The following is a 21,357-nucleotide window of genomic DNA, read 5'->3' on the forward strand; positions in this document are numbered from 1 at the left end:
CGCCACAATAATCACTTGATCGTAGGCAAATTCCCCTTCATTGGCCAGCGTAGCGCCGGGGGACGGTGACAATTGCGCGTTTCACTGGCAAATTCGCAACCGGGACGTGATTCAGGCAATCAGGAGAGAAAGCATGGCATTTCTTGCCAAGGGAAAGATGTTTGCATCGGCCGTGGTGGCGGTGCTTGCGCTGGCTACGGGCGCGCAGGCGGCGGCCAGCTGCGGCAAGACCGGCGCCGGATTCGAGGCTTGGAAGCCGGAGTTCGCCGCGGAAGCCAAGTCCGAAGGTGTAGGCCCCAAGGGTCTGGCCGCTCTGGCCGGCGCGAGCTACGCAACAAAGACGATCTCCGTCGACCGCGGCATTCACAAGGCTTTCAGCGGCTCGGTGGATGATTTCATGAAGCGCCGTGGCGGGGCCGCGATCATTTCCAAGGGCCGGTCGCTGAAGAAGTCGAACGCGGCACTGTTTTCCCAGATCGAAGCGAACTACGGCGTGTCGCCGGGTGTGTTGCTCGCCATCTGGGGTATGGAAACCGGCTTCGGTTCCGCCATGGGCAACCAGAATACGGTCTCAGCCATTCTGACGCTTGCCTATGATTGCCGCCGCCCTGGTTTCTTTTACCCGCATGCCATTGCAGCCCTGAAGCTGGTTGATCGCGGGGCGTTGACAGCCTCGTCGGTCGGCGCCGCGCATGGCGAGATCGGCCACACGCAGTTCCTGCCCGGAAATGTCTTGAAGTATGGCGTCGGCAGCGGAAACCTGCGCGACAAGGGCACGGCGCTGGCTTCCACCGCCAATTTCCTCAAGGGTCATGGGTGGCGTGCCGGTGCGAGCGCGAGTGCGAATATGGGCGCGATTGCCGGCTGGAATTCCGCGAGCGTCTATCAGCAGGCCATCGCCCGCATCGCCACCGCGATCGACGGCGACTGATAGGACCATCTTCACTGGACAAAAACCCGGCTTCAGGCCGGGTTTTTCATTTGATGTCGAGCGTGTAGGAGCAGCCGGCCAGCGTCTTGCCGGGGTGTGACTCGACGGTCGAGACGTTGAGCTTGATGTCCGTGGAGAAGGTCAATCCCTCCGACTCTTCGGTGTTTTGGACAACAACTTTCTCGCCAAGGAATTTCTCCGGCGTCGAAAAAACGGCTATGACATCGAGCTCCCTGGCAAGCTCTGGCGCGGCAATGCCATCCAGCACGGCCATCGGCCCGGCAGCGGTAAAAACGATCGATCCTGTCTCGCGGTTGAACACGCGAATTTTGGCCGGCAGCTCGTATTTTCTGAGAAACGGATTGCCCGAGGCAACCTCCTTCCAGCCAAGCGTTTCAACGGCACCTGGTGCGCTGGACAGCCAAAGGGCAAAACCGTTGTAGGCCGGAACGTCAGCCCTGCACTCGATCAGTGCGGGAAGGTCGAGGGCGGCGGGGTCATAGTCGTCGGCTTTGGCAGCGGCCAAGCTCGCCAGGACAGTCAACGCGGGCAGAAAACCGGTTCCAAGAGTGGCCAAGCGCATGGTCACATTACTCTCAATAATTCGCGTAGCCGCTCAACGGGCATTTCCGGGAAACGGGAATCTGGAAGGTACCGTTGCAGGTACGGAATTTGGGGTTTCGCGGCGCCGGGGTAGCCGCCTTTGGCCTGCCCTCGATGACCATCGGGACTCCGGCAGCTTGCGAGTAGCTGCCGCCCAAGGGGCATTTCTGGGAAGCGAGAACCTCGAAGGAGCCAGTGATAACATTTGAGCAGGTACGGAATTTGGAGTTCCGTGGTGCCGGGGGTTGCGTAGCGCCCTTCGACTTGCCCTTGATGACCATCCAGATTTCGGTCGGTTGGTCGAGTTGCAGGTTGTTTATGTCGGAATAGCTGATCCGCCCGCTGCGGAGCCCTTCGGCAATGCGCTGGCAAAACAGGGCCGGCATGCGCTCCTGCGAGACGCCCATGAAAGAGGCGATCTCGTGCTTGAACGTAAGGCCCCATGCTGCCTGGACAGCGCTGACACACCCGCTCAAGTTCGCCTTCGGCTCGCGCTTGCCGGCTGCCTGCGAAGACTGGCTACCTGCAAAGACGACCGTCGCCACAAGCAGAAGAAGAACACCATTTTTCACTGTCAAAACCCCTCCATCCCGCAAGAGACCTAAGATGAAGCCGCCGAAAGGTCAAACAGGAACGTCTCCGAAGTCGTTTGATTTTCTTTATATTAGTAGCATCAAATAAAAACCCGGCGTCTTCGCCGGGTTTCGTGGGTCGTTTCAATTCTGCCGTGATCGGTATAGTTGTCAGCCCCGGCGGTTGCGCGCGGCCAGCGTTCTCAGCCGCAGCGCATTGAGGCGGATGAAGCCGGCGGCGTCCTTCTGGTCGTAGGCGCCGCGGTCGTCCTCGAAGGTGACCAGCGCGTCGGAATAGAGCGTCTTCTTCGACTTGCGGCCGGTGACGATGACGTTGCCTTTATAGAGCTTCAGCCGCACCGTGCCTTCGACGTCTTCCTGGCTCTTGTCGATCATCGCCTGCAGCATCAGGCGTTCGGGCGCGAACCAGAAGCCGTTGTAGATCAGCTCGGCATAGCGCGGCATGAACTCGTCCTTGAGGTGGGCGGCCCCGCGGTCGAGCGTGATCGATTCGATCGCGCGGTGGGCAGCGATCAGGATCGTGCCGCCGGGCGTCTCGTAGACGCCGCGCGATTTCATGCCGACGAAGCGGTTTTCGACCAGGTCGAGCCGGCCGATGCCATTGTCGCGGCCGAGATCGTTGAGCGCGGCCAGCATCGTTGCCGGCGACAGTTTCTTGCCGTTGAGGGCGATCGGGTCGCCCTTGAGGAACTCGATCTCGATCTCGGTGACGGTATCAGGCGCATCCATCGGCGAAACGGTGCGCTGGTGGACGAATTCCGGCGGCTCCACCCACGGATCTTCCAGCACCTTGCCCTCGGAGGACGAGTGCAGCAGGTTGGCGTCGACCGAGAACGGCGCGTCGCCCTTCTTGTCCTTCGGCACCGGTATCTGGTGCTGTTCGGCGAAGTTCATCAGGTCGGTACGCGACTTGAACGACCAGTCGCGCCATGGCGCGATGACCTTGATGTCGGGGTTCAGCGCGTAAGCCGAAAGCTCGAAGCGAACCTGGTCGTTGCCCTTGCCGGTGGCGCCATGCGCAATCGCGTCGGCGCCGGTCTCCCTGGCGATCTCGACCAGATGCTTGGAGATCAGCGGCCGCGCGATCGAGGTGCCGAGCAGATAGGTGCCTTCATAGACGGTGTTGGCGCGAAACATCGGGAAGACGAAGTCGGAGACGAATTCCTCGCGCACATCGACGACGCGGATGTCCTTGATGCCCATCATCTCGGCCTTGCGGCGCGCCGGCTCGAGTTCGCCGCCCTGGCCGAGATCGGCGGTGAAGGTGACGACCTCGGCGCCGAGCTCGGTCTGCAGCCATTTCAGGATGATGGAGGTGTCGAGGCCGCCGGAATAGGCGAGCACGACTTTCTTGACGTCTTTGACCTTGGACATTTTTACCCCGTCGATGGCGGACGCCCCAGCCGAGGCGTCACGGATTGTCGGAGGGCCTTTTAGCAGGAACGGCAAAGCGAGCAAGCACGCGCGCATGCATGGCTTCTGGTCCAGCGCATGGCGCGGGGTGATGCCGGCAGGGGAAACAACCTGCTGCAATCAAGGGCTGCATTTGCTGGAGGGATTTAATCAAGTTTTCACGCCCTGCGGCTAACACTGGGGTAAAGCCGCCTTGGCCCAAGTGCCTGGCGGCTCTTGCCTGCTTCGTCGTGGGCATCCTCGGGCTTGGGTCGTTCTTGATGCGCGTTATATCATGTATCGCCACTGAGCATAATCTGTGGCTTGTCCTGCTGGCGGCGCTGATGTGCGTCACCGGTTGCTGGGTGACGATCGACCTCTTCGACCGTGCCAGGAAAACCGCCGGCGTGCAGATGCGGGGCTGGCTGTTCCTGACAGCGGTCGCCGCCGGCTCCTCGATCTGGTGCACGCACTTCATCGCCATGCTGGCCTATCAGCCCGGCGCGCCGATCACCTTCGATCCGGTCCTGACCATGGTGTCGCTGGTCATCGCCATCGCCGGCACCGGAGCGGGCTTCACCCTTGCCTCCGACAAGCGTCTGGCCCCGGAGTGGGGCGGATGCGTCGTCGGGCTGGCGATCTCGGCCATGCACTACACCGGCATGATGGCCTATCACGTTGCCGGCATCGTCGAATGGGACGGCTCCTATATTGCCGCTTCATTGGTGATTTCGGCGGCGTTTTCCGCCGTGGCTGTCGGTCATGCCGTGCGCCGGCCATACCGCTGGTCGCACTATCTCGCCATCGGGCTGCTGGTGCTGGCGATCGTCGGCCTGCATTTCACGGCGATGGCGGCGGTGGCTGTGACGCCGCTGTCCTTCATCACCACAGGCACCAATCCCGATATTCTGGTGGCGATGGCGGTCGCCGTTGCCGTCGTCGGCCTGATCGTCGCGGCCACCGGCTTCGCCAGCTACCTGATCGACGAACGCGGCCGCCTGGAGAGCTTCGAGCGGCTTCAGCATCTTGCCCTCAACGACGCCCTTACCGGTCTTCCCAACCGGGTCTCCTTCAACGACCGCCTCGACCATGAGATCGACCGGGCGCGCGAGGGCGAGGAAACGATGACGGCGGTCATCGTCATCGATCTCGACCGCTTCAAGGAGATCAACGACCTCAGGGGGCACGCGGCCGGTGACCAGGCGCTCAAGATCGTCGCCCGCAGGCTGGCGAAACTCACCGGCGAGGGTGAATTCGTCGCAAGGCTCGGCGGTGACGAGTTCGCCGCGATCAAGCGCTTCAAGGATCAGAATGACCTTCTCGGCCTGGTCTCGCGGCTGGAGAAATCCCTGTTCGAGCCGTTGCGGCTCGACGATTTCGAAATTGCCGCCGGCGCCAGCATCGGCGTCGCCGTCTATCCGCGCGACGGGGCCGACAGGGAGCGGCTGGTCAGCAATGCCGATCTCGCCATGTACCGGGCAAAGAACGACGTGACGCGCGCCGTCTGCTTCTACGAATCCGCCATGGACGAGACGGCGCGAGCGCGTCGCGCGCTGGCCACCGACCTTCGGCAGGCGATCGAGCGCGGCGAGCTTTCGCTCCATTATCAGGTGCAGACCTCGGTCCCGACCGGCGCCACCTGCGGCTACGAGGCGCTGCTGCGCTGGACGCATCCCGTGCATGGCATGATCCCGCCGGTCGAGTTCATCCCGATTGCCGAGGAGAACGGCTCGATCATGGCGATCGGCGAATGGGTGCTGCGGACCGCGTGCCGCCAGGCAGCCTCATGGGACAATAGCCACAAGATCGCGGTCAATCTGTCGCCGGTGCAGTTCGCCCATGCCGACCTGGCCAAGCTCGTCCACCAGATCCTGGTCGAGACCGGGCTGTCGCCGAAACGCCTGGAGCTCGAGCTGACCGAATCGACGATCGTCGCCGACAAGGTGCGCACGCTGCATGTCCTGCGCCAGATCAAGGCGCTGGGGGTGACGATCGCGATCGACGATTTCGGCACCGGCTATTCGTCGCTCGACACGCTGCGCTCGTTTCCCTTCGACAAGATCAAGCTCGACCGCTCGTTCATGGCCGATGTCGAGCGAAGCCCGCAGGCCAAGGCGATCATCCGGGCGGTGCTGACGCTGGGCCGCAGCCTCGACATTCCGGTGCTCGCCGAAGGCGTCGAGACGCATGTCCAGCTCACCATCCTGCAGGTCGAGGGCTGCAACGAGGCGCAAGGCTATTTCCTCGGCCGGCCCAAGCCGATCGATCAGATCACAGGCGGCGCCGATGTCCGCAACGATCAGCTCGTCGCCGAGGAACCCGCCAGGATGCGGCTGAGCAGGCAGGCATAGGATTTGCGGCGGGTGGCCGCCCGCTGATGCCTTCGCCATGCGCCTGCTGGATCGACCATCCGATCACTCCTGCGTCTGGCGCCGTCGCGGCGCATCCTGTATAGGCGCTTCCAATCTCCTGGGGCCGCTCATGTCGTTCATTCCGGACACCGCCACGCTGATCCAGTTTGCCATTGCCACCGTGATCCTGGCGATCACGCCGGGGCCGGACATGACCTTGTTCGTCTCCCGCACGCTGAGCCAGGGCCGTGCCTCCGGCTTTGCCTCGATGGCCGGCGCGCTGTGCGGTACGCTGATCCACACCACGCTGGTGGTGGTCGGCGTCTCGGCGCTGATCGTCGCCTCGCCGATGGCCTTCTTCGTGCTGAAGATCTTTGGCGCCGGCTATCTCGTCTTCCTGGCGTGGCAGGCGATCACCAGGGGCTCGGCCTTTTCGCCGGAAAAGAAGACGGGGCCACGGATTTCATTGCGGCGCAGCTGGGCGATGGGACTCGGCGTCAATCTGCTCAACCCGAAGGTCATCCTGTTCTTCATGACCTTCCTGCCGCAGTTCGTCTCCGCGCATGACCCGAACGCGCCGGGAAAGCTGTTTTTTCTTGGGCTCATGTTCATCGTGCTGGCGATCCCGGTGACCGCGCCGATGGTGCTGGCGGCCGAAAAATTCTCGGCGGCGATGAAGGCCAGCCCGCGCGTCACGCGGGTGGTCGATTATCTCTTTGCCGGCGTGTTCTCCGCCTTCGCGCTCAAGATCCTGACGGCGCAGGCGAAGTAGAAGTCTTCCCGTCTTTCCACCAGCTTCCCGCCCAGCGTCCGGCGCTGAGCCAATAGAAGATGCCGCCGACCATGCCGCCGCCGACCACCGCCATGATGGCGCTGGTCTCCCGGATCGCGAAGGTGGTGTCACGGGCATGGTCGACCATGCCGAGGAAAACGCCGGCAACCACCGCGCCCGCCAGCGCATAGAACAGCCAGTCGCGCCGGCCGAGGATCTCGGCAAGCAGGATGACGACGCAAGCCGGCATCAGGGCGAAATAGGCGACGAACAGGGCGACGAAGGGAATTGAGAAATACAGGGAAGCTGTCGCCGTCGGGTGCGCGTGCTCCGGCGTGTAGCCGAGCGACGCCAGGAACAGGATGTTGAGGAAGGCGCTCGCCGCCAGCGATGCAACGGCATAGCCGAACAGGATAACAGCGAAACGGACGAGGTAGCCTACAAGACGGGTCATGCCAGATCCCGGCCCAGATCCCGGCGCATGCCAGATTTGCGTCCAGCCAGAAGCCAGTAGACCGAACCGGCGGCAATGCCGGCGGTGGCCAGAAAACCGAGATAGCCCGGATTGAAAACAAAGCTGCCGGCAGAGCGCGGGATGGAAACGCCAAACGCCGTCGAGGTGATCGCACCCGTGGCGGCAAAGTAGAACCATCTTCGAATAGACAACCATTCGGCGACAAAGAGCGCGGGGCCGACGATCAACAGCGCGCCGATCATCACGGTCAACACGGCGAGCGGGAAGGAGCCCAACCAGTCGAATGCGAAAATGATGGACCAGTTCCCGTCCTCGATGCCTTCCAGAAGCGCGATCAGCAGCACGGGGACCAGGATCGAGGTCAGCACACCGGCGATATAACCGACGGCCATCACGGCGAGGCGCTTCAGCCAGGCGAAGCGGCGGGTCACGCCTCGCCGTGCCCCGCGATCATCATGGCCTCCAGGGCCAGCCGGTCGACCTTGCGCATGCGCTCGGAATCCGACTTGAGCTGGCCGCAGGCGGCCAGGATGTCGCGGCCGCGCGGCGTGCGGATCGGCGAGGCATAGCCGGCATTGTTGATGTAGTCGGCGAATTTCTCGATCGTCTCCCAGTCCGAGCACTGGTAGTTGGTGCCCGGCCACGGGTTGAAGGGGATCAAATTGATCTTGGCCGGAATGCCCTTGAGCAGCTTGATCAGGCCTTTGGCGTCCTCGATGGAATCGTTGACGTCCTTCAGCATCACATATTCGAAGGTGATGCGCTTGGCATTCGACAGGCCGGGATAGGCGCGGCAGGCGGCGATCAGCTCCTTCAGCGGATACTTCTTGTTGATCGGCACCAGGAGGTCGCGCAGGTCGTCATTGGTGGCATGCAGCGAGATCGCCAGCATGACGCCGATCTCCTCGCCGGTGCGGAAGATTTCCGGCACGACGCCAGAGGTCGACAGCGTGATGCGCCGCTTCGACAAGGAAAGACCATCGCCGTCGGAGGCGATCAGCAGCGCCTTCTTCACCGCTTCGAAATTGTAGAGCGGCTCGCCCATGCCCATCATGACGATGTTGGACACTTTCCTGCCCTCGGCCGGCACGATGGCGCCGTCGGGCGTGTCGCGGTCGGGAAAATCGCCGAGCCGGTCGCGAGCGGTCAAAAGCTGGGCGAGGATTTCCTCGGCGGTCAAATTACGCACCAGCTTCTGCGTGCCGGTGTGGCAGAACGAGCAGGTCAGCGTGCAGCCGACCTGCGAGGAGATGCACAGCGTGCCGCGGCCTTCCTCGGGAATGTAGACGGTCTCGATCTCGACGGGCCGGCCGGCGCCGCGCGGCGGAAAGCGGAACAGCCATTTGCGCGTGCCGTCGGAAGAGATCTGCTCCTCGACGATCTCCGGCCTGGCAACGGTGAAATGCTTGTCCAGCTCGGCGCGCAGATCCTTGGAGATGTTGAACATGCCGGCGAAATTGGAGATGCCGCGCACATACATCCAGTGCCACAGCTGCTGGGCACGCATCTTGGCCTGGCGCTCGGGCACGGTGCCTGATGCAACCAGAGCCTCGGCGAGTTCGACCCGCGTCAGGCCGATCAGCGACGGCTTTTCGGGCTGCGCCGCGCGGGCCCGCAACGCGTCACGGGCGCCGTCAATGGTAAGATCGAATGAAAGGGTCATGGTTTGCACTGATATAAGCGGTTTGCGGCCGATTTCACGCATCGTGCCGGAAAGGAAGCGCGGCGCATAGCACAGGTTGAGGGCGAAGTCATGCGGCGGGAATACAACCGCGTGCACGCCGGCTGACAGGCTGCTACGACCATCTGGCAGCCTTGCCCTATCTTTCCACGTAAAGGAACCGATCACATCGTCGTGTTTGCGTAACGATTCCCATCGCGCCGTCGAAATCCGAAGGGGGCAACCATGCCCCTACAAAATGGGAGTATGCAGAATGAACTCTATCAAGCTCGCCGTCATTGCCGGCCTCGTTGGCCTTTCCACCTCGCAGGCATTTGCCGAAGACGCGATGGGCACAATGACCATGATGAAGGGTGGAGAGGTGATGGCGATCATGCCGGACGGGCATATGGGCACCATGATGCCGGATGCAAAGATGGGTGCCGAGATGATGAAAATGGCAAAGCCAATCAAGCACTGCATGATGATGATGACCGACGCCAAGGGCAAAGCCTTCATGATCGATACGTCGACCAAGAAGGCTCAGGCCGAATGCGAAAAAATGGCCATGTGAGACTGAACCTGTCACGATCGAGACCCGCCGGCACACACGCCGGCGGGACATCCCAGACACCGGTCCAGGCCAAGTCAGGGCTGAAAAGCAAAGGGCCGGGCTTTGCGGCCCGGCCTGTCGTTCAAAACGAAGCTTTGTCTATTTGCGAAACCTTGCCTATTTGCACTTGGCGATCGACGTCAGCGCCGCCGAAATGCCCTTCAGCGAGAAGACATAGCTGGTCGGGTTGCCGCGGCCGGACTTCGCCGTCACCTTCATGTCGGTGCCGGTCTTCATGGCGGCGATCAGCACCGGCTCCTCGGCGGCGTTCTCGACCCAGGCCGACTTGCCGCGCGTGAACATCGAGAATGACTTCTTGTCGATGGTGACGGTGGCCTTGGAGCCTTCCTGGAAGGTGTAGCCGGCGATGAATTGCGGCTCATAGGACACTTGCTGGCCGGGCCGCTGGCTGACAAAGAAGAACATGTCGCCATGGTCGAGCGTCGGCGGCTGTTTGTCGGTCGGCACGGTCAGGACATAGCAGACCTTGCCGCCCGATGCCTGGTAGCTGTAGGTGCCCCAGGCATTGTGCTGGCCGATCTTGGTCGCCGACTGCGCCAGTGCCGGCGCTGCCACGGCCACCAGGACCAGGCTCGAAACTAGTGCAATCAATCCGCGCATCGCTTTTCCCGTATTCCAACTGGTGCGGAGGCAGGCCGGCTTGGCGTCCTGCCCGTCGCTTCATTTTGATTTAATCTGGGTTACCAAACGGTGAATTTCCTTTGAGAAAAGGACCCTCACCCGAGGAAACCGCCGCCATTCCCGCGCCGCCGCCTTGCGAGCGGGTGGCGCGACGTCCCTTTGGCGACTTGGAGGCCACGAAAGCGGCAAGAGTTTGACTTTTTGCGCTGCCGCCGAAAGCCGGCTTCAACGGCGTTTCGCGGGCGTGTTCAGCCCTTGTCGGCGATGGCGTCCTTGGCGGCCTGCCGGTGCGCCGGGGTGATGTGGGCGCTGACGGCGGTGATCGCGGCGGTGAGCACGGCGATGTCGTCGGTGAAGCCAAGCCCGAAGACGAAGTCGGGGATGACATCCACCGGCAGCACGAAATAGCCGAGCGCGGCCAGCAGAATGCCCTTGGCGCGCATCGGCGTGTTCTTGTCCATGGCGCAGTAATAGGCGGCCACGACCTCTTCCATGAAGGGGATCTGCCGCGCGGCCTTCTTGGCGGTGCGCCAGAATTTCTCGCGCACTTCGTTCTCGTCGCCGAGCTTGCCGCCAAGGCCGAAGAAATCAAAACCGGATTGTTGCGCCATTCACTTTCTCCTTGCAGGGCCCATGCGCATCCCGGCGCATGCCCGCGAGCGAAAATGTGGTGAAACCCGACCCCGGCTACAAGAGCTTGGCTGCCCGCGGCCTGAAAATCGGAACCGATCTTTGCCGTACTTACCTACAGTTCGGGGGATGCCGGCCTACAAAGGCGGTCGTCAGGCTGGTAATCGCCTCCTTTGGAGATTAGCGGAAACGCCCCTCCCGTCGTCATTCTAGGGCGAAGCAAGGAGCGAAGCGACGCGGCGCAGACCCTAGAATCCATGCCGCGACTCAAGAGCGACGCAGCGGTGCTGAATTCTGCTCCGCTGCACCCTCCACCAACGTCGCGGCATGGATCCTCGGGTCTGCGCGTCCGCTTCGCTCCCGCTCCGCCCGTGGATGACGAAGCTGAGGTTGCCGCACCTATGGATCACCTTAATCGGCAAAGCGGTTCATCTTCTTTGCCAGATCGATATCGAGCGCGGTGACGCCGCCGGCATCGTGGGTGTTCAGCGTCACGTCGACGGTTTTGTAGACGTTCGACCAGTCGGGATGGTGGTCCATCTTCTCGGCGGCAAGCGCGACGCGGGTCATGAAGGCGAAAGCCTCGGAGAAATTCGCGAAGGTGAATGTGCGCTTGATGGAGGCGCCGTCCGCCGCCGGTGCCCAGCCTTCAAGGCCGACCAGCGCGGCGGCGATTGCGTCTTTGCCCAGTTTCTCTCTCGTCATGTCAGCTTCCCGTGCTATTTCCAAAAATGACTCTCACCATAGTGCATGTCGCCCAAAAGTGCGTTGCGGTTTCGGGATAACGACATGCACAAAACAAAATCCGGATCGATGAGCGCGAAGCCCATAAATTCCATTCTTTTCGTCTGCCTCGGCAACATCTGCCGGTCGCCGCTGGCGGAAGGCGTGGTTCGGGCCGTCCTGGCGGAGCGCGGTTTGGGCCACGATATCTTGCTCGATTCAGCGGCAACCAGTGGCTGGGAGGTCGGCTCCGCTCCCGATCCACGCTCGATCGCGGTGGCGGTGCGTCACGGCGTCGACATTTCCGGGCAGAAGGCGCGCAAGGTCACGCCGCAGGATTTCCACCGCTTCGACCTGATCCTCGGCATGGACCGGTCGAATGTCGCCGACCTGAAAGCGCTGGCGCCGGCAGTCATGCGCGACCGGGTGCAACTGTTCCTGGAATTCGCGCACGGCAAGGCAGGTGACGTGCCGGACCCCTACTATGACGGGGCGGAAGCTTTCGCTTCGGTCTACCGCATGATCCGCGAGGCGTCGGAGGCGCTGGCGACAAGGCTGGAGGCGCGGGCATCCGTGCCCGACAGCGGCCAGGCTTCCTCGACGATGTAGGGGCCGCCGCCGACCGAATCGCGCGACGACATCAGCACGAAGCGGCCGATGCGAAACGGCAGCGTCGAGAAATTGCCGCGTGCCGATAGATATTGGGCGACGTCCAGCGGGGTCGAATTGCGTAGCCTTGCAAGTGTGACATGCGGCATGAACTTCCGCGGGTCGGCGGGGATGCCGAGCCGCTGGCAGATGCGGTCTATCTCGCCCTGAAGGGCGGCAAGATCGGGCGAGGCGGAAGCGCCGGCCCATACGGCATGCGGCTTCTTCTGGCCGAAAGCACCGACGCCGGACAGCGCCAGCGAGAAGGAGGGGCGGTGGACGCGGTCGAGTGCGTTGGCGATCTCGTCGGCGACATGGCCTGGGACATCACCGATGAAACGCAGCGTCAGATGGTAATTCTCGACGTCGATCCAGCGGGCGCCTGGCAGGCCGCCCCGCAGCAGGGACAGCGAAAGGGCGGCGTCACGCGGTATTTCGAGGGCGGTGAAAAGACGCGGCATGAAGAGCCTCCCTTCCTCGAATCGAACTGTACCCATAGCGAATCATCGATAGTCAAACGGGGCAAGATGTTTGTTGGTCACAGTCTTTGTTAAAAAGCTTCCCCAACGGAAACAGCTCCAGTCCCGCCTTATGAACCGCCCGGCACTGCCGCGATTGCCTCTTCGACCGTCGGCAGTATGCGTTCGACCATCTGGTCGACCCCCTGCGCGTTCGGATGCAAGCCGTCCTCGAGCTGCATGCCAGGCTGGCCGGCGACGCCATCGAGAAAGAACGGGTAGAGCGCAACATCGTATTTTTTGGCAAGGTCCGGAAAGATGGCGTCGAAGGCGTTCTGATAGTCGGGGCCGAGATTGGGTGCGGCGCGCATGCCGGCCAAGAGCACCGCAATCTTGCGCTCTTTCAGTCTGCCCAGCATCTCGTCCAGGTTCCTTCTGGCGATGTCGGGCGAGACGCCGCGCAGCATGTCGTTGGCGCCGAGTTCGAGGATGACCAGTTGTGTGCCGTCCGGCACCGACCAGTCGAGCCGCGCCAGGCCGCCGCTCGTCGTGTCGCCGGAGACGCCGGCATTGGCGACGGTCACATCACGGCCTCTGGCGCCGAGCGCTGCCTGCAGCCTGTCGGTAAAGCCCTGGTCCGGGCCAAGGCCGAAGCCCGCCATCAGGCTGTCACCGAAGCCGACGATCTTGAACGGCTCGGCACGCGCCAACGACATGGCGCCGCAAATGGCGAGGAAAACCATCAAGCCTGCGGCAATACTGCGTTTGAAAGACATGCGGCAGGCCCCATATGAACAAGGAATTCTTCCGGCGACGGCTTCCGGCAAGCAGAGCCTTCATCCTCCATATAGGACGCTTTCATTTTGACAGAAGCCGTCATCGCGCTGAAAGACGTATCGCTGACACTCGGCGAAGGGGCCTCCTCCGTCCATGTGCTGAAGGGCGTGAGCCTCGATGTGGCGGCTGGTGAGGCGACCGGCATCGTCGGGCCCTCGGGCTCCGGCAAGTCGACATTGCTCATGGTTCTGGCAGGCCTGGAAAGGGTCGATTCGGGTACGGTCCGAATTGCCGGCGAGCTGCTCAACGGCAAAAGCGAAGATCAGATTGCTTCGTTTCGCGGCCGAAACATTGGCATCGTGTTCCAATCCTTCCATCTCATTCCCAACATGACGGCGCTCGAAAATGTCGCGGTTCCGCTGGAGCTGGCCGGCCACGCCGATCCGTTTTCGGTGGCGGCGCGCGAGCTGGCGGCGGTTGGCCTCAGCGACCGCGTCACCCACTATCCCGGCGAATTGTCGGGCGGCGAGCAGCAGCGCGTGGCGATCGCCCGGGCGCTGGCGCCGTCACCGCGCATTCTGATCGCCGACGAGCCGACCGGCAATCTCGACCAGGCGACCGGGCGGCAAGTCGCCGATCTCCTGTTTGCCAAGGCGGCCGAGCGCGGCATGACGCTGGTGCTGGTCACCCATGATCCGGCCCTTGCGGCACGCTGTTCGCGCCAGGTTTCGATGCGGTCCGGCCGGATCGAGGATGCGCCCTTGCTTAAAGCGACTGCGTAGAGCCGTGGCGGAAAAGACCCCCTCATCCGGCCCTTCGGACCACCTTCTCCCCGCTGGGGAGAAGAGGCAGACACCGGCGCTGGTGACCTCTTCTCCCCTCGGGGAGAAGGTGGCCGCAAAGCGGCCGGATGAGGGGGCTGGCTGGTCGCGTACCATTTCACTCGCGGTTCGCTTTTCGGTGCGCGAGATGCGCGGCGGCCTGTCCGGCTTCCTGATCTTCCTCGCCTGCATCGCGCTCGGCGTCGCGGCCATCGGCGGCGTCAACTCGGTGGCGCGTTCGATCACTGCCGGTGTCGCCAATCAGGGCCAGACGCTGCTTGGCGGCGATCTTCGCTTCCAGATCAACCAGCGTGACGCCAGCCAGCCCGAACGCGGTTTCCTTGATGGGCTGGGCGAGATTTCCAGAACCGCCAGCATGCGCTCGATGGCGCGTCTCGCCGACGGAACCGACCAGGCGCTGGTCGAGGCCAAGGCGGTCGACCACGCCTATCCGCTCTATGGCACGCTGGAGACCGAGCCGGCACTGTCGAAGCAGGAACTGTTCGGCGAAGAGTTCGGCGTCTTCGGTGCGGCAGCGCCCGATCTGCTGTTCGAGCGGCTGCATCTCAAGCTCGGCGACAGGCTGAAGCTCGGCACCGCCACCTTCGAACTGCGCGCCAGGCTGGTCACCGAACCGGATGCCGTGTCCGACGGTTTCGGCTTCGCGCCACGGCTGATGATCTCGACCGAAGCGCTGGCGGCCACCGGACTGATCCAGCCGGGCAGCCTGGTCGAGAATGCCTACAAGATCCGCCTGCCGGCGGACGCCGACGAGGCACGGCTGAAGGCCATCCAGGATCAGGCGGCCAGGGATTTTCCGCAAGCCGGCTGGTCGATCCGCACGCGCAGCAACGCCGCGCCTGCGCTGTCGTCCAACATCGAACGCTTTTCGCAGTTCCTGACGCTGGTTGGGCTGACGGCGCTGGTGGTCGGCGGCGTCGGCGTCGCCAACGCGGTGCGCGCCTATCTCGACGGCAAGCGCGGCGTCATCGCCACCTTCAAGAGCCTTGGCGCTTCGGGCGGCTTCGTCTTTGCCGTCTACCTCGTGCAGATCCTGATCATCGCCGCATTGGGTATCGTGCTCGGTCTCGTACTCGGGGCGCTGATGCCGTTCGCGGCCAGCGCCGCGCTTCAGTCCGTCATTCCGGTGCCGGCGCAAGGCGGCTTCTATCCCGGCGCGCTTGGCATGGCGGCGTTGTTCGGCCTGCTGGTGACGCTGGCCTTCGCGCTGCTGCCGCTCGGCCGCGCCCGCGACGTGCCGGCCACCGCGCTGTTTCGCGAGATGGGGCTGGAAGGCCGTGGCTTTCCGCGCCCCGTCTATGTCGCGGCGGCCATCGGCATTGCGCTCCTGCTGGCGGCGCTGGCAATTCTGTTTTCCGGCGACCAGCGCATCGCCTCGATCTTCGTCGGCGCCACCATCTTCGCTTTCCTGGTGCTGCGCCTGGTCGGCGCGCTGGTGCAATGGGTAGCAAAAAAGAGCCCGCCTGTGCGCTTCGTGGCGCTGCGGCTCGCCGTCGGCAACATCCATAGGCCAGGCGCGCTGACGCCATCGGTGGTGCTGTCGCTGGGGCTCGGGCTGACGCTGCTTGTGACGCTGGCGCTGATCGACGGCAACCTCAGGCGGCAGATCTCCGGCAGCCTGCCGGAGCGGGCGCCGAACTTCTTCTTCGTCGACATCCAGAGCAACGATGTCGATGCCTTCTCGGCGCTGATCGGCAAGGAGGCACCAAAGGGAACGCTGGCCAAGGTGCCGATGCTGCGCGGCCGGGTGATGGCGCTGAACGGCATCGATGTCGACAAGGTGAAGGTGCCGGCGGAAGGCGCCTGGGTGCTGAAGGGCGATCGCGGCCTGACCTATGACGCCAAGCAGCCGGAAAACGCGACGCTGACCGAGGGCAGCTGGTGGCCGGACAAGTATAGCGGCGAGCCGCTGGTTTCGTTTTCGGCGCAAGAAGGCAAAGAGATCGGGCTGAAGCTTGGCGACACCATCACCGTCAATGTGCTCGGCCGCAATGTCACGGCCAGGATCGCCAATTTTCGCCAGGTCGAATGGGAGACGATGGGCATCAATTTCGTCATGGTGTTCTCGCCCAACACATTCGCAGGCGCCCCGCATGGCTGGATGGCGACGCTGACCGAAAAGAATGCCTCGACGGCGGACGACGCCCGCATCCTCAATGCCGTCACCCGCGCCTTCCCGGCGGTAACGTCGGTCCGGGTCAAGGATGCGCTCGATGTCGTCAACCGGCTGGTCGGGCAGCTCGGCACGGCGATCCGGGCCGCGGCCGGCGTGGCGCTGATCGCTTCGGTGCTGGTGCTGGCCGGTGCGCTTGCCGCCGGCAACCGGGCGCGGATCCATGACGCGGTGGTGCTGAAGACGCTGGGCGCGACGCGCAGGACGCTGATCGCGGCCTTCTCACTCGAATATATGCTGATCGGGCTCGCCACCGCGATCTTCGCACTGGCGGCAGGCAGTGCCGCTGCCTGGTTCGTCGTCGCGCGCATCATGACATTGCCGTCGCATTTCATGCCGGAGGTGGCGGTGGCGACCATTCTGTTCTCGCTGGTGATCACGGTCGGCATTGGTCTCGCCGGCACCTGGCGGGTGCTTGGCCAGAAGGCAGCGCCCGTGCTGCGCAACCTGTGACTTCAGGCCCGGAACGGCCATCCCGGATCTTGGCCCAGATTAAATCTTGGTAAGAATACCGTCCGGAAAGCCGAGGAATCGGCACTTCGTTGTCTCACGAACCGTTACATCCGGTTACGGTCTTGTTCTTGACGCGAATAACCATCATATTTCGCCACAGGCATGCTGGAGCCCTGCCAGCGGCGCCTGGGTCCGTAAGGACCTGACACCGGACGGGGCAGAAGCAATAGAGGACTACAATGGCTGATCCCATTCGCAACTACCAGACGCGCGCCGTGCCCGGCGTCAGCGTCGGTGCTGACATCGATCAGGGCCTGCGCGCCTACATGATCAAGGTCTACAATCTGATGGGGCTTGGCCTCCTCATCACCGGTCTTGCCGCCGTCGGCACGATCATGCTGGCCACCACCACCGATCCGGCTTCGGCGGTCGCAACGCTGCCGAGCGGTGAGATGCTGACCTCCTTCGGCTACGCGATCTTCGGCTCGCCGTTGCGCTGGGTGGTGATCTTTGCCCCGCTGGCCGCGGTGCTGTTCCTGTCGTTCCGTGTCCAGTCGATGAGTGTTGCGGCGGCGCAGACGACGTTCTGGGTCTATGCCGGCCTCGTCGGCCTGTCGCTGTCGTCGATCTTCCTGGTCTACACGGCGGCCAGCATTTCGCAGACCTTCTTCGCCACCGCAGCGGCCTTCGGCGCGCTGTCGCTCTACGGCTACACGACCAAGCGCGACCTGACCGCGATGGGCTCGTTCCTGATCATGGGCGTGTTCGGTCTGATCATCGCAATGGTGATCAACATCTTCCTGCAGTCGTCGGCCCTGTCCTTCGCCGTTTCGGCGATCGGCGTGCTGATCTTCTCGGGCCTCACCGCCTATGACACGCAGAAGATCAAGGAGATGTATTTCGATGGCGACGCTTCGGATGTCGCCGGCCGCAAGGCGATCATGGGTGCCTTGAGGCTCTATCTCGACTTCATCAACCTGTTCATGTTCCTGCTGCAGTTCATGGGCGACCGTCGCTAAAGCGGCATTGGACCATCAACTTCCGGAAGGGCGGCCCAACGGCCGCCCTTTCCTTTTGTGCCGGGCTTTGCTGTTATCAGAGGCAGACAAAGGGCCTGCATAAAGAATGAGCACTATTGCGATTCGATCCGCAACAGCGGCCGACCTCGACCGGATCACGGACATCTATGCCGACGCGGTTATTCAAGGCACGGCGAGTTATGAGCTGGAGCCGCCCAGCCGGGCCGAGATGGCCACTCGATTCGACAGTTTGATGGCCGGCGGCTTTCCTTACCTGGTGGCGGAGAAGGATGGCGCCGTGCTCGGCTATGCCTATGCCGGTCCGTTCCGGCCGCGCCCGGCCTACCGCTTCATCGTCGAGGATTCGGTCTATGTCGCACCCTGGGCCAAGGGCCAGGGGGTTGGCTTGTTGCTGATGCAGCAGCTGATCGAGGCGGTACGGGCCGCGGGCTTTCGCCAGATCGTCGCGGTGATCGGCGACGGCCGTCCCGACAGCGCCTCGGTGCGGCTGCACGAAAAGCTCGGCTTTCACCATTCAGGCCGCCTGGAAGGCTCCGGCTACAAGCACGGGCGCTGGCTGGACACGGTGTTCATGCAGCTGTCGCTGAATGGCGGGGCATCGGCGCCGCCCGATCCCGAATCGCTGCCGGAGCGGAAGTTCCGCGAGGGCCTTGGAGGGAACTGAATTGAGGAATTGGGGAACTGAAGAACTGAAGACGCTGAGAGCCTTTTCTTCAACTCATCAATTCTCCAGTTCTTCAATTCCCCTGCTCTAATTCCCCTGCTCAGGCCTCGACCACTTTCAGCTTGCTGTCAAATATCCCAAGCACGCGGCCGAGTTCCTGGCCGCGCTTCAAGATGCGACCGCCGGCGGCAATGACGGCAAAGGCGCCCTGCTTGCGGGCCAGCTTCGGATCCTTGACGATCTGGAACAGCGGCACTTCGCTGGCGCGGCGGAACACGGAAAACACAGCGCGGTCGGTGAGATGATCGATGGCGTAGTCGCGCCATTCATTGGCGGCGACCATGCGTCCGTAGAGCCTGAGGATCTGGTCCAGCTCGCGCCGGTCGAACCGCACCGGCTGATCGAGGCGCTCGTGTCGCGCCTCGTGCAGCGGGATCAGTATTGCGGATGCGTCCCCATCCCCCGTCCCGCCGCTGTCATCGGTCATGCCTCGATCCTTCAAAATGAATCTTTGCCAACCAAAGTTGGCGTGTTCGCGGCTGAATTGCAAGACCCGGCGAAGCGAGCCCCGCGCCGCGCTGTTTCCGCCACGTCCAGTCACTTTTATGAAACGCCGTGTTGGAATTGGTGATGCTTCGCCACATTTCTGCCTTTTTTTATCCGCGCTCATGCCCCAATGTCCGACGAATTTACCGGCGTTGCCTGAGACGGTTCGGTCCGGCACCGGCTCGTAAACCCCAAGCCCCCCGCCCACGGGTCTGCGTCGGATCGAACCAACCTCGGCTCTTCCTCGGAAGAACCGGGTGCGACGATCCCAAAACCTAAATGACCGACGTCAGAAGCAAGCTGACGTCGGTTTTTTATTGGGTGAGAAGCGGTTCGCGCTACCGCGACGTCGTCATCCACGGGCGGAGCGGAAGCGAAGCGGACGCGCAGACCCGAGGATCCATGCCGCGACGTTTGGCGAGGCATGTTGCCTATCAGAATGGCCAGCTGTCTCAAACGGGACAGCTTAAGCGGGCCGCCTCTCGATTCTGGACCGATTTCGTGCGCAGCCGATGTCCTGGCATGGATCCCGGGGTCTCCGCGACGGAGCTTCGCTCCTGCTTCGCCCCAGGATGACGAAGGCAGGGTCGTTTCAGCGATTCTGTTACGGCTTGTGAATGAACGCAGCGCCAAGAATGGGACCGGGCATGCCGTCCTTGCCGACTGACTGCAGCAGCACGGCGCAGCCGCCCTTCTTGGCAATCTCGCTCATCGGCAGTTCGTAGCGCTGCGCCTTGCCGTGCCACATGCCGGCGGTCTGGATGCCGGTGACCGCATTCCAGTAGGTCATCTTGCGGCCGTTGTTCTCGCCCTCACCGATCTTGACCGTCTGCGGGGGGTCGAAATAGACGATGACGACATGGGCGTCGCTGGGGCCGCTGCCGGCATCGCCGGCGTCGATCATCACCCGGTCGCTGGTGCGGCTGACTTTGATGGCGACGCGCATGCCTTCGCCGCTCTTGGCCATGCGGGCGAGCGCGCCATCGACCTCGCCGCGGCTGGCGCCGTTGACGTGGACGCGGCCGTTGATGACGGCCTGCGGCGTGTAGACGGAGCGGCTGCCGAAGGCGCGCATATAGTCATATTGCCGCTCGGTGTTCTCCTTGCGGCTCAGCGTGTCCTGCCAGCCGAGATAGTCCCAGTAGTCGACATGGTAGGCGAGCGCGACGATGTCTTCCTTGGCTACGAGTTCGGCGAACAACGCATCGGCCGGCGGACAGGAATTGCAGCCCTGGCTGGTGAACAGCTCGACCACGCCCAATGGCCTTTCGAGCTGGGGCTTGTCGGCCTGGGCTCGGTCGGGCTCGACGGCATACCCGGCGCCGGCAGACACCGAGAAGGCCAGCGCAAAGGCTGCCAGCCACAATGATTTTCGCGAGGCCATGGCCATTCCGATTCCCGCCGGTGGTGCCGGCTTTGTCTTGATTGCTAAAATATGTGGCAGAAGCGGAAGTCAACGGGAAGTCACGTTGCGGTGAAATTTTGCCATTGCAGCCGACAGCAACGGCACGATAGGGCGGTTCATCGTTTCACCGAAACGCCGAACCGCTCTATCTCTTTGATTTGACGAAATTCCGGACGGAAAACCGCTTCACACTTTTCCTGGAATTGCTCTAGGTGAAGGTCTGCGCTTCAGGATAGAAACCGATTCGGGCGGCAATCACGATGTGGCAAACTCTTTTGGCGCCGGTCGACCTCTATTGCGAGCGGACCGGGCCGGAATTCTGGTCCGAGCCGGTCAACGCCCTGACGAACCTCGCCTTCATCGCCGCCGGCCTGTGGGGCGTGCGCGAGGTGCGAAGGCTGGGCACCGGCACCTTTGCCGAGGTGCTGGCCTGGTGGGTGGTGGCGATCGGCATCGGCTCGACGATCTTCCACACCTTTGCCACCAAGGGCACGGTCTGGGCCGACGTGTTGCCGATCGCCGGCTTCACGCTGGCCTACACGCTGTTCAACCTGCGCCGCTTCCTCGGCCTGCGATGGGGCAAGGCCATCGCCATCTTCATTGTCTTCTATGTGATTGCCGGGGCGATAACCCTGGCCGTGCCGGACTGGCTGCGCCAGGCGTCGAACGGCACGACGGGCTATCTGCCGCCGTTCCTGGCGCTTGCCTTCTTCGGCGCGCTGGTGGCGGCCAGCGGCAATCGCGCCGGCTGGTACAATCTGGCGGGATCGGCGATCTTCGTGGTGTCCGTCATCTGCCGGATGATCGATCCGCTGGTCTGCGGCAGCTTCCCGCTCGGCACGCACTTCCTCTGGCACATCTTCAACGGCCTGATGCTCGGCGTGCTTCTGGCCGCGGCGGCGCGGTATGGAGCGCCGAAGGTAGGCAGTAGGCAGTAGGCAGTAGGTGTCCTATTCCCTACTGCCT

The 21,357-nt window shown here is 63.0% G+C and carries 23 protein-coding genes; 10 read left to right on the forward strand and 13 right to left on the reverse strand.

Features of this window, described 5'->3' with window-relative positions; genetic code table 11:
* The first annotated feature begins 133 nt into the window (after positions 1-133).
* Complete coding sequence (locus FCU66_RS33535) at positions 134-931, forward strand: lytic murein transglycosylase (protein WP_136622098.1); 798 nt, start codon at positions 134-136, stop codon at positions 929-931.
* Positions 932-977: 46 nt separating this feature from the next.
* Here FCU66_RS33535 and FCU66_RS33540 read toward each other — a convergent pair whose 3' ends face one another.
* The 3 genes from FCU66_RS33540 to FCU66_RS33550 all read right to left on the reverse strand — a co-directional run bounded on the left by FCU66_RS33540 (position 978) and on the right by FCU66_RS33550 (position 3,501).
* On the reverse strand, positions 978-1,457 hold the full coding sequence (locus FCU66_RS33540; RefSeq protein WP_342778238.1) for a hypothetical protein: 480 nt from the start codon (positions 1,455-1,457) through the stop codon (positions 978-980).
* Positions 1,458-1,527: 70 nt separating this feature from the next.
* On the reverse strand, positions 1,528-2,106 hold the full coding sequence (locus FCU66_RS33545; RefSeq protein WP_246094156.1) for a hypothetical protein: 579 nt from the start codon (positions 2,104-2,106) through the stop codon (positions 1,528-1,530).
* 171 nt (positions 2,107-2,277) lie between these two features.
* Positions 2,278-3,501, reverse strand: a complete 1,224-nt coding sequence (locus tag FCU66_RS33550; RefSeq protein WP_136622100.1) for an argininosuccinate synthase — start codon at positions 3,499-3,501, stop codon at positions 2,278-2,280.
* Positions 3,502-3,800: 299 nt separating this feature from the next.
* On the opposite strand from FCU66_RS33550, the gene FCU66_RS33555 reads away from it, so the two are divergent.
* Positions 3,801-5,870, forward strand: coding sequence for a putative bifunctional diguanylate cyclase/phosphodiesterase (locus tag FCU66_RS33555; RefSeq protein ID WP_246094151.1), 2,070 nt, complete (start codon positions 3,801-3,803; stop codon positions 5,868-5,870).
* A 130-nt stretch (positions 5,871-6,000) separates the two neighbouring features.
* The gene (locus FCU66_RS33560) at positions 6,001-6,642 is read left to right on the forward strand and encodes a LysE family translocator (RefSeq protein WP_136622101.1); all 642 of its coding nucleotides are present in this window, start codon (positions 6,001-6,003) and stop codon (positions 6,640-6,642) included.
* Here the strand turns inward: FCU66_RS33560 and FCU66_RS33565 are convergent.
* The 3 genes from FCU66_RS33565 to rlmN are packed head-to-tail and all read right to left on the reverse strand — an operon-like array spanning position 6,614 to position 8,780.
* Positions 6,614-7,096: a hypothetical protein gene (locus FCU66_RS33565; protein ID WP_136622102.1), complete on the reverse strand. Its 483-nt coding sequence runs from the start codon at positions 7,094-7,096 to the stop codon at positions 6,614-6,616. The two genes, FCU66_RS33560 and FCU66_RS33565, sit on opposite strands and share 29 nt — an antisense overlap.
* A complete protein-coding gene (locus FCU66_RS33570) occupies positions 7,093-7,548 on the reverse strand; it encodes a hypothetical protein (RefSeq protein ID WP_136622103.1) in 456 nt (151 codons plus the stop codon). The genes FCU66_RS33565 and FCU66_RS33570 overlap by 4 nt, the downstream gene beginning before the upstream one ends.
* The gene (gene rlmN, locus FCU66_RS33575) at positions 7,545-8,780 is read right to left on the reverse strand and encodes a dual-specificity RNA methyltransferase RlmN (RefSeq protein WP_136622104.1); all 1,236 of its coding nucleotides are present in this window, start codon (positions 8,778-8,780) and stop codon (positions 7,545-7,547) included. Before rlmN ends, FCU66_RS33570 begins: the two co-directional genes overlap by 4 nt.
* A 271-nt stretch (positions 8,781-9,051) precedes the next feature.
* Here rlmN and FCU66_RS33580 point away from each other — a divergent pair, with 271 nt between their 5' ends.
* Positions 9,052-9,351, forward strand: a complete 300-nt coding sequence (locus FCU66_RS33580) for a hypothetical protein (protein ID WP_127262516.1) — start codon at positions 9,052-9,054, stop codon at positions 9,349-9,351.
* 156 nt (positions 9,352-9,507) lie between these two features.
* Here FCU66_RS33580 and FCU66_RS33585 read toward each other — a convergent pair whose 3' ends face one another.
* From FCU66_RS33585 to FCU66_RS33595, 3 genes are all read right to left on the reverse strand, one after another.
* Complete coding sequence (locus FCU66_RS33585; RefSeq protein ID WP_136622105.1) at positions 9,508-10,011, reverse strand: invasion associated locus B family protein; 504 nt, start codon at positions 10,009-10,011, stop codon at positions 9,508-9,510.
* A gap of 269 nt (positions 10,012-10,280) precedes the next feature.
* Positions 10,281-10,643, reverse strand: a complete 363-nt coding sequence (locus FCU66_RS33590) for a YkvA family protein (protein ID WP_136622106.1) — start codon at positions 10,641-10,643, stop codon at positions 10,281-10,283.
* A 430-nt stretch (positions 10,644-11,073) separates the two neighbouring features.
* Positions 11,074-11,367, reverse strand: coding sequence for a 4a-hydroxytetrahydrobiopterin dehydratase (locus FCU66_RS33595; protein ID WP_136622107.1), 294 nt, complete (start codon positions 11,365-11,367; stop codon positions 11,074-11,076).
* A 108-nt stretch (positions 11,368-11,475) separates the two neighbouring features.
* On the opposite strand from FCU66_RS33595, the gene FCU66_RS33600 reads away from it, so the two are divergent.
* The gene (locus tag FCU66_RS33600) at positions 11,476-11,994 is read left to right on the forward strand and encodes a low molecular weight protein-tyrosine-phosphatase (protein WP_136622153.1); all 519 of its coding nucleotides are present in this window, start codon (positions 11,476-11,478) and stop codon (positions 11,992-11,994) included.
* Here the strand turns inward: FCU66_RS33600 and thpR are convergent.
* Both thpR and FCU66_RS33610 read right to left on the reverse strand, forming a co-directional pair.
* Positions 11,898-12,494 carry an RNA 2',3'-cyclic phosphodiesterase gene (thpR, locus tag FCU66_RS33605; protein ID WP_023811312.1) on the reverse strand — a complete coding sequence of 199 codons (597 nt, stop codon included), beginning with the start codon at positions 12,492-12,494 and terminating at the stop codon, positions 11,898-11,900. The genes FCU66_RS33600 and thpR overlap by 97 nt on opposite strands.
* Before the next feature lie 128 nt (positions 12,495-12,622).
* Entirely contained in the window at positions 12,623-13,267 is a 645-nt protein-coding gene (locus tag FCU66_RS33610; protein ID WP_136622108.1) for an arylesterase, read from the reverse strand.
* Between the two features lie 87 nt (positions 13,268-13,354).
* On the opposite strand from FCU66_RS33610, the gene FCU66_RS33615 reads away from it, so the two are divergent.
* The 4 genes from FCU66_RS33615 to FCU66_RS33635 all read left to right on the forward strand — a co-directional run bounded on the left by FCU66_RS33615 (position 13,355) and on the right by FCU66_RS33635 (position 18,440).
* The gene (locus tag FCU66_RS33615; protein WP_136622109.1) at positions 13,355-14,050 is read left to right on the forward strand and encodes an ABC transporter ATP-binding protein; all 696 of its coding nucleotides are present in this window, start codon (positions 13,355-13,357) and stop codon (positions 14,048-14,050) included.
* Positions 14,051-14,237: 187 nt separating this feature from the next.
* A complete protein-coding gene (locus FCU66_RS33625) occupies positions 14,238-16,736 on the forward strand; it encodes an ABC transporter permease (RefSeq protein WP_136622110.1) in 2,499 nt (832 codons plus the stop codon).
* Positions 16,737-16,975: 239 nt separating this feature from the next.
* The gene (locus FCU66_RS33630) at positions 16,976-17,755 is read left to right on the forward strand and encodes a Bax inhibitor-1/YccA family protein (RefSeq protein WP_126066920.1); all 780 of its coding nucleotides are present in this window, start codon (positions 16,976-16,978) and stop codon (positions 17,753-17,755) included.
* 106 nt (positions 17,756-17,861) lie between these two features.
* Positions 17,862-18,440: a GNAT family N-acetyltransferase gene (locus tag FCU66_RS33635; protein ID WP_136622111.1), complete on the forward strand. Its 579-nt coding sequence runs from the start codon at positions 17,862-17,864 to the stop codon at positions 18,438-18,440.
* 100 nt (positions 18,441-18,540) lie between these two features.
* Here the strand turns inward: FCU66_RS33635 and FCU66_RS33640 are convergent, their stop codons facing one another.
* Positions 18,541-18,927, reverse strand: a complete 387-nt coding sequence (locus FCU66_RS33640; RefSeq protein WP_136622112.1) for a DUF2794 domain-containing protein — start codon at positions 18,925-18,927, stop codon at positions 18,541-18,543.
* A 663-nt stretch (positions 18,928-19,590) separates the two neighbouring features.
* Positions 19,591-20,376 carry a DUF1223 domain-containing protein gene (locus FCU66_RS33645; protein WP_136622113.1) on the reverse strand — a complete coding sequence of 262 codons (786 nt, stop codon included), beginning with the start codon at positions 20,374-20,376 and terminating at the stop codon, positions 19,591-19,593.
* 275 nt (positions 20,377-20,651) lie between these two features.
* Here FCU66_RS33645 and FCU66_RS33650 point away from each other — a divergent pair, with 275 nt between their 5' ends.
* Entirely contained in the window at positions 20,652-21,329 is a 678-nt protein-coding gene (locus FCU66_RS33650; RefSeq protein ID WP_136622114.1) for a ceramidase domain-containing protein, read from the forward strand.
* The last annotated feature ends 28 nt before the right edge of the window (positions 21,330-21,357 follow it).

This window comes from Mesorhizobium norvegicum, assembly GCF_004919685.1.
Classification (GTDB): Bacteria; Pseudomonadota; Alphaproteobacteria; order Rhizobiales; family Rhizobiaceae; genus Mesorhizobium; species Mesorhizobium norvegicum.